Genomic DNA, 11261 nt, shown 5'->3' with positions numbered 1-11261 from the left:
CTACTGAATATGCTTTCATTGGTGTATTTTTTTTAATCTATTCTTATTGTACCTCATAACACCCGGAAGTGCTGTATTTAGTAATGCACAAATTCACGTTTTTGTCAAATTAATTTAGATGCGTTTACCCTGACTGCAGAAGGAACCTGTGCGTGGGAAGTGTTTTTGTATTTAGTTGATACTTGTCGCAAAAAAGGAGTGAATTTTTACCACTATATTCTCGCTCGAATTACACAAGCTTTTGAGCTACCTAAATTGGCATATATCATCAGAAATGCGGCTGTTTGAGCTGACCCACTCATCACTATTTAACATCTATTCTTCCCCAGCCTCGGAACAATTATAGCGACGAGCCTCATGAGCTGCACCTGATTCTCTCAATTTAAGGATTGAAGAGCCTTTTTCTATACCTCACCTACCACCTGAAAGGCGATATTTTTTAAATGGCGATCACACCCAATATTTAAGACACAAAAAAACCACTGCCCCGACTCGTCATACCGGGCGGGGTAGAGAGTCGGGGCAGATTGGGAACAACGATCGCAATATTTGATTCTGATTGCCCTGGCCATTGTTACTCTGTTTCAAACAATAACGGACTCTTGAGGGCGGGCGAAAATCATGCGGCCGGCGCTTGTTTGCAGGGCGCTGGTGACTACGACTCGGGCTTCGCCGCCGACATAGCTGCTTCCTGCTTCCACGACAACCATTGTGCCGTCATCCAAGTAACCGATTCCCTGAGAGGGTTCTTTGCCTTCTTTGCGGATTTTTAGTTCGATCGTATCTCCCGGCAAATAAGTCGGGCGCACCGCATGAGTCAAATCGTTGATATTCAAAACCGGCAGTTTTTGGACGGTTGCTACTTTCGATAAGTTGTAATCGTTGGTGAGCAAAATACCGTCGATATCCAAAGCGAAGCGGACTAATTTCGCATCGACTGTGGCAATATCTTCGTAGTCAGCCGAGTGAATTTGAATCCGTTCTGGATATGTTTCTTTGATGCGGTTGAGTACATCTAAGCCGCGGCGTCCGCGCACTCGCTTTTGATCGTTGGCGGAATCAGCTACCAGTTGCAGTTCTTGGAGTACGAATTGCGGCACGATAATTTGACCTTCGAGGAAACCTGTTTCTAGCAAGTTTTCAATTCTGCCGTCAATAATGCAGCTAGTATCGACAACTTTGGCAGTTGCTGGTTTGAAAGTACCTTCGGTTAGCAACACCGTGTCAAAGCTTTTGGGGTTGATCAGTCGCAAGAAAGCGCGGCCGTGGGTGTCTGTCAAACTGACGCCTGTGAAGCCGAACATGACGCTACCCAAGACTGCGACTAAAGGTTTGATGAAGCCGAACTCGCGGGGTATTGGCAGCAGGAATAGCGGAGCCAGCATTAAGTTTGCTACTAGCAGTCCGATGATTAAGCCGATCGCCCGCGTCAGTAACATCTCCACTGGCATATCGCGAACTTGTTTTTCCAGCCGGCGGTAGGTTGTTTGAGCCACTAATCCCATCACGAAGCCGATTAATGCTCCAAAGGAACCTAGTACAGAACTTAAGCCTTGTATATTTGTAACTTGCAGCAGCAGATTGCTCGGCAGGAGTTCGACTCCGTAATAGCCGATACCTCCGCCTGCGATTATGAATGAGATTATTATGATTGCGTCTAGCATTAGTTCTAGGTTAATGAATTTATTCCTATTATATCTTTCCAGTGCTGATACTTGTTTTCATGCTTTGGTCGGATCTCGCTATATCTACTCAAGGATTCTCATAAACTTATATTTCGGGGTTGTACCCTCTGAGGGATGTGCGATCGAGCATATCGGCGTTTACCACGCCGGGGCGAAAGCAGGCACGAGGCGCGAATAAACCGCCCTGCGGGCTGTTCGGGAATTGTGACGCAGCGAAACTGGTACGAGGTTAAATTACAAGAGCCGATCGTTCGCAGCGCTTTTTTGGTAAGCAAATGTCATAATATACATAATTATTCATGATGGTTTAATTAAAACTTTAGATTTGAAGTTGCGCTTTTGGCTTGAAATGTAATGAACCCTACCACAGATTATTTAACATTTAAATTAAAAAAAAGTGTGCAAGCGACAAATCCCAGCATTCCCACTTCGGCTTACCTGCACATACCTTTTTGTCGCCGCCGCTGTTACTACTGCGATTTTCCGGTTTTTGTGGTGGGCGATCGCAAAAATGGCGAGAATTCCGGCACCATAGTGCAATATGTTGCCGTACTGTGTCAAGAAATTCAAGAAACTAAAAATTTAGGCGCATCTCTGAAAACAGTTTTTTTTGGTGGAGGCACACCTTCGCTGCTTTCTGTGAGTCAGTTGAGCAATATTTTAGAGACTCTCGACGGCAAATTTGGGATTGCTGCTGGGGCGGAAATTTCTATAGAAATAGACCCGGGTACGTTTACTTTAGAACAGTTGCGGGGATATGCAGCGGCGGGAGTAAATAGAGTTAGTTTGGGAGTGCAGGCTTTTCAGGATGATTTGCTGCAAGCTTGCGGACGATCGCACTCAGTCGCTGATATTTTTGATGCTGTGGAAATAGTGCGATCGGCTGGTATTGTCAATTTCAGTTTAGACCTAATTTCGGGACTGCCTCACCAAACTTTAGAAAACTGGGAAGCTTCCCTAAAATCTGCAGTAGAAATTAGCCCGACTCATCTGTCTAGTTACGACTTAATTGTTGAGCAGGGAACTGCTTTCGGGCGCTACTTTGAAGCCGGCGCGCAGCCGCTACCAGCAGATGAAACCGCTGCTGGAATGTACCGTTTAGCGCGGGAAATTCTGACCGGTGCTGGCTACGAACATTACGAAATTTCTAATTACGCTCGCGATGGCTATCAGTGCCGCCACAACCGCGTTTATTGGGAAAATCGCCCTTATTACGGTTTGGGAATGGGGGCGGCGAGTTACGTGGAAGGCCGGAGGTTGACAAGGCCTCGCAAAACTCAAGAATATTATCAGTGGGTGCGATCGATGTCTGGCCTCAATTCCCCAGCTAATCCTCAAATTGGGGGGGAAACCCAGCCCGATATTTACCCAGCAATTGAGCCAAATTTTCAAGTCTCAGAAAATGACGTTTTGTTAGAAACGCTGATGCTAGGTTTGCGTCTAGCAGAAGGAGTTAGCCTGTCGGCGCTGACTCAAAAGTTTACTCAGGAAACGGTTGATAAAATTTGGCGTTGTTTGCAGCCCTACTGGCGGCAAGGATGGGTGGAAATTATAACTGCGGATGGGGCGATTCCCTACGGGATAGCTCCGCTTCACGCAACTTTAGGCGAGGGCGCGAAACTGCCACTTTCGGGCCATTTGAGGTTGAGCGATCCCGAAGGTTTTTTATTTTCTAATACAATTTTAGCCGATTTGTTCAGCAAGTTAGGCGAGGATAATTAACTCTGTCTGAGGAAGTATATTTCCAGCAAGCGCGATCGACACTAAAGCTGGGGCCGCCAATACGATGGGAAGGAAATTCAATTGCTCCCTAGCTTGATTATCTCCAAAATAATATATTTTCTATTGATCCCTAAACAAATCTTAAAGGCGAAGTAAGCCTTGAGATAGACGCAACGACTGCACTCCAGCCGCCATACTTAATACTGAACATTTAAAAAGTAATTTAATGAACACTTTAACTATCGAGCGCAACCAAACCCAAAACCAGCCGTGCCTTGTGATTAGCGAGCGCGCTTGCAATCCGGCTTCCAAGTGTAATTTTTGCGGTCACTACCAACAGGCAAGAGGTTCAGTCGGTCACTGTCAATTGTTGAACGCACCTGTTAGAGGAGGATGGAAATCTTGCACTTTAGCAATGCCGGCTTTTGCACCTTCTTGGGAATAGGGGGAAGGCGCTGATGTTTCCCCCGTGAAATTTATTAATTAACCCAAACAATGTAAAAAAAATGGTAAAAAAAATGTATAAAAAATTGTGTTTTAACTGGGAAGCTGCTATACTAAGCTTAGGCCCTTCGCCGATCGCTCGCACAATTGCACACAAAAGTTAAAAAGATGAATTTGACACTAACTCAGGTAATTTCCGAAGGTCATACGCGCATTTTGTGTTGGTATCTTAATAATACTAGCAAAGTGCAAATCGCTCGCATTACAAATATTCCTAATTGGTATTTTGAGAGGACGGTGTTTCCGGGGGAACGTTTTTTGTTTGAAGCGCTGCCGGAAGCTCAGTTAGAAGTTTGCAGGAGTGCGGATACGGGTGCTATAGTGTGCGAGCGAATTTTGTGCGATCGGCTGCGAGTTGAAGAATTAAGCACGGCTGATTAAAGATAATTCCTTAGACTTACCAACGAGGGGTAGAAACCCGGTTTTTTTTTCAGAAACCGGGTTTCTCTGTATGATTATAAAAACTTAGTTGGCTTACACACTCGCGACCTCAAAAACCTCGTTTTTTCGTATACTTCTGGTTCCTCGTCGCAAAATTCGTAGAAAGCGGGTTTATAACCCTCATGCGTCAGCCCTGAAACTGTCGCAAATGTTAATCTAAGCTAAATTATAAAAAATCCACCACTCTTCAATCCTAAAACCCGATGTCCCTCACCGAACAAATCCTCTCCCAACTGCCAGGAGACGCCCTCGGAGGCCTGAGAAAAGTCGATCGACTCTGGGAAAACCTCAAACAAAACACCGCACCAGCACCCCAAGCAGTCAAAAACAGCCAGCAACCCCTCGAAAACCTCGACTTCGACATAGTTATTGGTGGCGGAACCCTAGGAATATTAATCGGTACAGCCCTAGCCGTGCGGGGTTGGCGGGTAGCCCTGCTCGAACGCGGCACCCTGCGAGGCCGCGAGCAAGAATGGAACATTTCTCGCAAAGAATTAGACGCATTCTTAGAACTCAATCTGCTATCTGTTGAAGAGATAGAAAAAGCCATAGCCACCGAATACAACCCAGCCCGCATCAGCTTTGCCAACACCCCCGACATTTGGATTTCGGGCGTACTAAACATCGGAATAGATCCAGTTTACCTCCTAGAAACCTTGAAACAGCGATTTCTCCAAGCCGGAGGCGAACTATTTGAAAATACACCCTTTAAAACAGCCACAATTCACCCAAATGGAGTCCTTATAGAATCTGAAAAAACCGATTCACCACCTTCTAAAAATTTATTTAAAACCCGATTATTATTAGACGCAATGGGACATTTTTCGCCGATTGTCCGCCAAGCAAGACAAGGCAAAAAACCAGACGCCGTATGTTTAGTAGTCGGCAGTTGCGCTCAAGGATACCCCAAAAACGACACTGGCGATATATTTGCATCCTTCACCCCAATGCAAAATCAGTGCCAATATTTTTGGGAAGCATTTCCAGCCAGAGACGGCCGCACAACCTACTTATTTACCTACATAGACGCCGACACAGAAAGATTCAGTTTACAAACATTATTTGAAGAGTATTTGCGCTTGCTTCCCCAATATCAAAACGTCGAACTCGAACAGTTAAAATTCCAAAGAGCACTCTACGGATTCTTCCCCTGCTATCGCCAAAGTCCTCTAAAAACGGCTTGGAATCGCATACTCCCAGTCGGAGACAGCAGCGGTAGCCAATCTCCCCTCAGCTTTGGCGGTTTCGGCGCAATGGTGCGCCACCTCAAACGCTTGACTCTAGGAATTGAGGAAGCTTTGACAAGCGATAGTCTCAGCAAAAATTCCCTCGCACTTTTGCAACCCTACCAGCCGAATCTATCAGTTACCTGGTTGTTCCAGCGTTCGATGAGTGCTGCGATGAATCAAAAAATAGACCCCAATCAAATCAATCAACTTTTGGCTGCCGTATTTCAGGTAATGGAAGAGTTGGGAGAACCGGTACTCAAACCGTTTCTTCAAGATATCGTGCTGTTTCCGGCTTTGTCCCAAACCCTATTTAAAACAGCAATAAGCCATCCCGGATTAGTTATGAAAATTATCCCGCAGGTGGGAATAGCCAACTTGCTCGATTGGATGATTCATTATGTAAATTTAGGGGTTTATACGGGATTGCAGCCTTTGGGGAAAGCCTTAGAACCGCAGGTAGAAAAATTAGCGCCGGAGCAGCAATACTATTTTAACCGATTAGTTGAAGCGTGGCAATATGGCGCTGGAGGCGATTATTAACTGATTAATTGTGGCACCGGCATCTTGCCCGTGGCTAATATATGAAAAGGCTTCCCAGCCTGTTCCACAACATAATTATATTAGTTGTGAGTCATGAAGGAGCTATAACTGCTAAAGCTTGGGGAATCACTCGGAATTTGGCAGGGGTGTAAGTTTTGATTTCACCGTCAGTATTAATCGGACGGCGTTTGCTAGTATTAACCTCAAATTCTTGAGCTTGCAACGTGCGAACGTTAGGCCGACTGGTATGATTGCCTTGCTTCATAGCCGGCAGCAAAGCAATGATTTCCCACCAGTTTTTTGTTTCCAAACTGTACAAATCCAGTCGCCTGTCGTCGATTGTGGCATCCTCGGCAACTGTCATGCCGCCGCCGTAATAGCGGCCGTTGCCAATGGCAATTTGAATAGTTTTAACATAAAAAAATTGGTTGTTTACCTTAATTTCTGCTCGAAACGGTCGCGCTGACAAAATTGTCTGCAAAGCAGTAAAAGCATAAGCTAAAACTCCCCAGCGCTGCTTGACGTTTTTAGTCAGCCGCTGGGTAATTTGCACGCTCAATCCCAAACTCGCAACATTAAAAAAATGTTGGCCGTTCACCCAACCCAAGTCTATTAGCCGAACTTTACCGCTAGCAATTACTTGACAAGCTGCTGATAAATCTGTAGGAATTCCCAGAGTGCGGGCTAGGTCGTTAGCAGTGCCCATCGGCAAAATACCCAAGGGTAACTTGGTGTCTATCAAACCTTCTATGGCAGCGTTGAGAGTGCCGTCGCCACCCCCAATTATTACTAATTCGACTCGATTTTGGTAGCGACGAATAGTGTCGGAAAGTTCGTGGGCGTGGTCGGTAGATTCTACCATTAACTCAAAACCCAGTGCTTCTAATTCTACAGTGGCTTGAGATAATAGCTTTTGCCCTTTTCGAGAGTGCTGGTTTACTAGAAGTAGAGCTTTCTTCATTTGTTGATTTTTAATTAGGAAGATTGCGTATTTTAAATTACAAAAAGTATAGCTTGATGCCTTAACTGCATGAAATTAATGCTTTACTTCCATTTTACCAGTTATGATGGATTGACAAAAATGTTAAAAAATGGATAATTGTACCAAAAGATTCCTAAAAAGTAGCTCCCTCCCGCTCTGACCTAGCAGCAAAAAAATCTCGCTTCTCGCTCGAACTTAATTTAAAATTATGTATAATTTTTTACAAAAAGCGCAAGTCGCTGCCGATCACCAAAACTGGCCTGGGTTAGTCGAATGCTTGCAGCAAGTGACAGCCAAGGGCGGCAAGCCGCAGGAACAAGACATTTTAGAGCAAGCTGTCAGTTTAGCAATAGAAGCCTTAGAATGGGGCGATTTTCAAGACCGCTGGGAAATTGCTAAAGTATTGCCCAATCTGGGAAATGGCGCAATCGCACCTTTAATTGCCGTGCTCGAAGACGAAGACGCAGACACCGAGCCCCGGTGGTTTGCAGCCCGCATTCTCGGAAAGTTCGATCGCCCGGAAGTGATTCAAGCTTTAGTAGAATTGGTCAAAAATTCCGACGAAGAATTGAGCCAAATCGCCGCCGAAACCCTAGGGAATTTCGGCCCGACAGCCATAGAATCCCTCGCAACTCTCCTACTCCAAGAAGACTCGCGACAGTTTGCCACAGCAGCACTAGCCCAAATTCGCCGCACCGAAACCATCCCACCGCTGTTGAGCGTAGTCGGAGACTCTCAAGTTGCGGTGCGGGCGCACGCAATCGAGGCCCTGAGCAGCTTTCACGACTCCCGCATCCCGCCGGTACTGGTAGCAGCACTCAAAGATCCGGCGACAGCAGTCAGAAAAGAAGCCGTGCGAGCTCTCGGGGTGCGCGCCTATTTAGACGCAGAATTAGATTTAGTTAACTTGCTCAAACCGTTGCTTTCGGACATTCGATTAGAAGTTTGTCAGCAAGCGGCGATCGCGATCGGGCGAGTGAAAACCGATGCTGCAGCGGCTGCTTTATTTGAATTGCTGCGATCGCCCCTAACTCCGGTTGAAGTGCAAATCGAAGCTGTGCGCGCCCTAAGCTGGATGGAAACTGCAACCGCTGTAGCATATTTGCATCAGACATTAAGGGCGCAATTTACTAACATAAATTCTACTGTTTATCAAGAGATAGTCACTGTTTTAGGGCGAGTAGAAAAGCCGGAATTAAAAGCTGCTGCTGCTGAAATTCTGATTGATTTGCTGAAAACCGGTCATCCGGCCGTGCAGGAGGCAGTTAGCAAAAAATCTTTAGCTTTAGGTTTAGGAAAATTAGGAGATATGAGAGGGCTAGATGCTCTGATTCCAATGTTGGGCGACGCAGACCGCAGCGTCAGGCTGCACTGCATGGCAGCGATCAAACAGCTAGGTGCTGCTGAGGTCAGGCAGAAATTAGAAAGCTTAGTTAAGCAAGACAATCTCGAACCAAGATTGAAACAGGGAATTGCGATCGCGCTGCAAGAATGGCAAGAAAATTAATCAGAAGATAGAATACCCAAATCCCCAACTTTTTGAAAAAGTCGGGGATATAATAGCGATCGCATCTTTCTTCTTCCTGCCTCCGTTACATGCGTTACAAAACCCGTAGCCCAACTTCCTTCGCCTATATCATCGATTTTCTTTGTGAATTTGGGCGATCGCACTTGTCACCCGCTCTAAATCTTCATCAGTTAAATTAGAGCCAGAAGGCAAACAAAGCCCGTACTCAAATAACTCTTCAGCCACCGCACCGCCCAAACATTCGCAATCAGCAAATACTGGCTGTAAGTGTAAAGGTTTCCAAACCGGACGCGCTTCTATTTTCTCTTGAGCAAGCGCTAGGCGAACTTGTTCTCTATCTGCACCGAAAGCTGCCGGATCGATGGTTAAACAAGTCAGCCAGCGAGTAGCTTTTCCAAAAGCCGCTTCCGGCATAAATTCGATTCCCGGCAAGTTTCCTAAAGCTTGTTTGTAAAACTCAAAATTGCGTCGTCTCGCTTCCACTCGCTCCTCCAAAATCCGTAATTGACCGCGACCAATTCCCGCCAAAACATTGCTGAGACGATAATTGTAGCCAATTTCTGAATGTTGGTAATGAGGAGCGGTATCACGGGCTTGTGTTGCCAAAAAACGAGCTTTTTCTACCAGTTTTTGGTCATCGGAAACTAACATTCCTCCGCCGGAAGTGGTGATTATTTTATTGCCGTTGAATGAGAAAATGCCGATTTTACCAAAGCTTCCAGGCGATCGGTTTTTATAGGTAGCCCCTAGAGATTCTGCCGCATCTTCTATTAGGGGAATTTCATAAGCATTGCAAGCTGCCAGAATGGGGTCGATATCACAACTTTGACCGTAGAGGTGTACGATTACAACAGCTTTGGGTAATTTACCAATTTTTGCTCGTTTGTCAAGTTCTTCTCGGAACAAATCGGGGTTGAGATTCCAAGAAGTGCGATCGCTATCAATAAAAACAGGTTTTGCGCCAAGATAAGTAATCGGGCTAGCAGTTGCAATAAAGGTCAGAGTAGAGCAAAAAACCTCATCTCCCGAACCGACACCAATTAATTGTAAAGCCAAATGCAAAGCTGCGGTACCGGAACTAACAGCCGCTGCGTGTTTAGCGCCAACTACATCGCAGAATTCTTGCTCGAAAGCGTCTACATGGGGACCAACGGGGGCGATCCAGTTGGTGTCAAAGGCTTCTTTGACGAACTCCTGTTCGAGGGAACCCATGTGAGGTGTTGAAAGGAGAATTTGTTTTGTCATTTTATCTTCAGTTGGGAGAACGATAGGCTGGAAAAAATTTTGAGTTGAGGAGTTCTTGAGGCTCAATATTTAAATATTTTGCCTTTAATCTGATCAGGTAATTATATTTTTCTTCATCTACCATCAAGCGCATCGTTAAGTATTTGTGCCTTTGCTTGGAAAACCCTGATTTGAAATGGAAAAGAGAATCTTTTTCGCCTCCAACTCCACCTCCCAGATGTAAGACTTCATTGCCGCGCTCTTTTGCCCATAATCGAGTATAATCTATTTGTAAGCTGTTAGGAGATTGTTTTAAAAATTTGTTTTGCGTGGCACTAAAGATACTCTGAACGATACCGCAACATTCTGTATATAAACCACCGCTGGCGATTTCGCCCTGAAATTCAACCAGGCATAGGTGCATTTTTTCCCCAAAGGCATCTGCCATATTTAGCAGATACTCTAAGTTGAAAGAATAATAATACTCTGCCGCTTTTACGCGCTGCATAGTTATTTGATAAATTTCGATAAATTTATCGATATATAGCTTAACTGGCATCATTTTTGCTGTAAAACCCGCCTGCTTGCACTTAGTTATTGACTGTCGGTGATTACGTCTAGTGATCTGCCACATTTCGGCTTCAGAAATTCGCAAGTTAATGGAGACAGTTTCTCCAGTGATTTGGCAAATATCTGAATTTAAAATTTGGTGTAACCCTTCATTAAGTATAGGATGCAGCCGAAAGAAAGCCGAACAGACATTTTTGGCGCGTAACACCCGCGTTAACTCATTTATTGTTGAATTCATAAACTCACGTGAATCAGCAGCAGCTTCGTTCAACAGAATTCCCGGATAGCCATAAGGTGATACCACATCAAATACTTCTGGTATATTCTCTTCCCCTACTCTACCGCACGGGCGCACAACATAGGGCAAAAAGAACATTTTTTCATCATCAACTATTAAAATAGCCTCTGACCTATATTCAGTTCTTTTTGCTTCTAGATTTACATACTCTGGCCAATGATAAATATCATGGCGTATTTTTTGCAGGGTAGATATCCATAAACTACTTGACAAATTTACAATTTGTATATTCATATTTAGATAATTTTTTGCATATTCAAAAAATTTATCGGTTGATTTGGCCGATCGGAAATTATGTGATCGGATCTAACAAAAATCTTGAGCCGATTTGGCTCGATTGATTTTAAACCATAGGTTAACCTGTCGTCTTTTAGACAACTGTAATCGGGTATGCGCCAGTAATCCTTGCCCAGCCTACCAATTTTGAGAAGACCTGAATTATTAACAGACAGCATTATATAGCAATACGGTTCAGTTAAGGCTCAAACCCTGGTAAATTAGGTATTGTTTCCAAAAATGGAGAGTAAGTTAGCGTGCA

General features: G+C 44.7%; 10 protein-coding genes. 6 read left to right on the top strand and 4 right to left on the bottom strand.

Features of this window, described 5'->3' with window-relative positions; translation table 11 throughout:
• Positions 1 to 584 precede the first annotated feature (584 nt).
• Positions 585 to 1664: a PIN/TRAM domain-containing protein gene (locus QUA57_RS26975; protein ID WP_333036414.1), complete on the bottom strand. Its 1080-nt coding sequence runs from the start codon at positions 1662 to 1664 to the stop codon at positions 585 to 587.
• Positions 1665 to 1677: 13 nt separating this feature from the next.
• On the opposite strand from QUA57_RS26975, the gene QUA57_RS26970 reads away from it, so the two are divergent.
• From QUA57_RS26970 to QUA57_RS26950, 5 genes are all read left to right on the top strand, one after another.
• Positions 1678 to 1863 carry a hypothetical protein gene (locus tag QUA57_RS26970; protein ID WP_333251466.1) on the top strand — a complete coding sequence of 62 codons (186 nt, stop codon included), beginning with the start codon at positions 1678 to 1680 and terminating at the stop codon, positions 1861 to 1863.
• A gap of 176 nt (positions 1864 to 2039) precedes the next feature.
• Positions 2040 to 3407, top strand: a complete 1368-nt coding sequence (gene hemW, locus QUA57_RS26965; protein WP_333064797.1) for a radical SAM family heme chaperone HemW — start codon at positions 2040 to 2042, stop codon at positions 3405 to 3407.
• A 226-nt stretch (positions 3408 to 3633) separates the two neighbouring features.
• The gene (locus QUA57_RS26960) at positions 3634 to 3852 is read left to right on the top strand and encodes a hypothetical protein (protein ID WP_333036417.1); all 219 of its coding nucleotides are present in this window, start codon (positions 3634 to 3636) and stop codon (positions 3850 to 3852) included.
• Positions 3853 to 4019: 167 nt separating this feature from the next.
• Complete coding sequence (locus QUA57_RS26955; protein WP_333064798.1) at positions 4020 to 4292, top strand: DUF1830 domain-containing protein; 273 nt, start codon at positions 4020 to 4022, stop codon at positions 4290 to 4292.
• Between the two features lie 263 nt (positions 4293 to 4555).
• Positions 4556 to 6121 carry an FAD-dependent oxidoreductase gene (locus tag QUA57_RS26950; RefSeq protein WP_333064799.1) on the top strand — a complete coding sequence of 522 codons (1566 nt, stop codon included), beginning with the start codon at positions 4556 to 4558 and terminating at the stop codon, positions 6119 to 6121.
• 91 nt (positions 6122 to 6212) lie between these two features.
• Here QUA57_RS26950 and QUA57_RS26945 read toward each other — a convergent pair whose 3' ends face one another.
• Entirely contained in the window at positions 6213 to 7082 is an 870-nt protein-coding gene (locus QUA57_RS26945; RefSeq protein ID WP_333064801.1) for a lipid kinase, read from the bottom strand.
• Positions 7083 to 7311: 229 nt separating this feature from the next.
• Between QUA57_RS26945 and QUA57_RS26940 the strand changes: the two genes are divergently transcribed.
• The gene (locus QUA57_RS26940; RefSeq protein WP_333064802.1) at positions 7312 to 8610 is read left to right on the top strand and encodes a HEAT repeat domain-containing protein; all 1299 of its coding nucleotides are present in this window, start codon (positions 7312 to 7314) and stop codon (positions 8608 to 8610) included.
• Positions 8611 to 8739: 129 nt separating this feature from the next.
• Here the strand turns inward: QUA57_RS26940 and QUA57_RS26935 are convergent, their stop codons facing one another.
• Both QUA57_RS26935 and QUA57_RS26930 read right to left on the bottom strand, forming a co-directional pair.
• Positions 8740 to 9876: a DegT/DnrJ/EryC1/StrS family aminotransferase gene (locus QUA57_RS26935; protein WP_333064803.1), complete on the bottom strand. Its 1137-nt coding sequence runs from the start codon at positions 9874 to 9876 to the stop codon at positions 8740 to 8742.
• 7 nt (positions 9877 to 9883) lie between these two features.
• Entirely contained in the window at positions 9884 to 10957 is a 1074-nt protein-coding gene (locus tag QUA57_RS26930) for a GNAT family N-acetyltransferase (RefSeq protein WP_333064805.1), read from the bottom strand.
• Between the last annotated feature and the right edge of the window lie 304 nt (positions 10958 to 11261).

It is taken from the genome of Microcoleus sp. Pol7_B2, from assembly GCF_036701035.1.
Classification (GTDB): Bacteria; Cyanobacteriota; Cyanobacteriia; order Cyanobacteriales; family Microcoleaceae; genus Microcoleus.
This window is presented reverse-complemented; position numbering and strand designations above follow the sequence as displayed.